1 protein-coding gene is annotated in these 514 nt (G+C 69.1%); it reads left to right on the top strand.

The window, feature by feature from the left end:
• Positions 1-118: 118 nt before the first annotated feature.
• A partial coding sequence (locus tag G7A99_RS24600) for an FxsA family protein (protein ID WP_163144698.1) occupies positions 119-514 on the top strand: 396 nt, incomplete at its 3' end.

Genomic DNA, 514 nt, shown 5'->3' with positions numbered 1-514 from the left:
CGCGACCCCCGGCGGTGGGAGCTGCCGGTGTGGTCCGGCTGGCGGGTGAAGTTCCGCCAGGCGAGCCGCGAGGTGGAGGTGCGGTGACCGGCCGCCCAGTTATCAACGGAGTAGAGCCTTGCCATTACTGATTCTGCTGCTGTTCATCGGTGCGCCGCTGATGGAGCTGTACGTCCTCATCGAGGTGGGGAGCGCCATCGGTGCACTGCCGACCATCGCCCTGTGTCTGCTCACCGCGGCGGCCGGTACCGCGCTGCTGCGCCAGCAGGGGCTGGAGACACTCACCCGCGCGCGGGCGAACATGAACCGGGGCAGCGTGCCCGCCATCGAGCTTTTCGAGGGCGTGGCGCTGGCACTGGGCGGTGTCCTGCTGCTCACTCCGGGATTCATCACGGACGTGTTCGGGTTTGCCTGCCTCATCCCCTGGACACGACGGTTCCTGATCCGCTGGGTGCTGCGCCACGTCCACGTGAGCTACGGCCCGCCGCCGGGAAATGGGCCCGGGGGCGGCTAC

The organism is Arhodomonas sp. KWT, assembly GCF_010993615.1.
The sequence above is the reverse complement of the archived record's forward strand: the minus strand, read 5'-3'. Positions and strand labels throughout refer to the sequence as shown.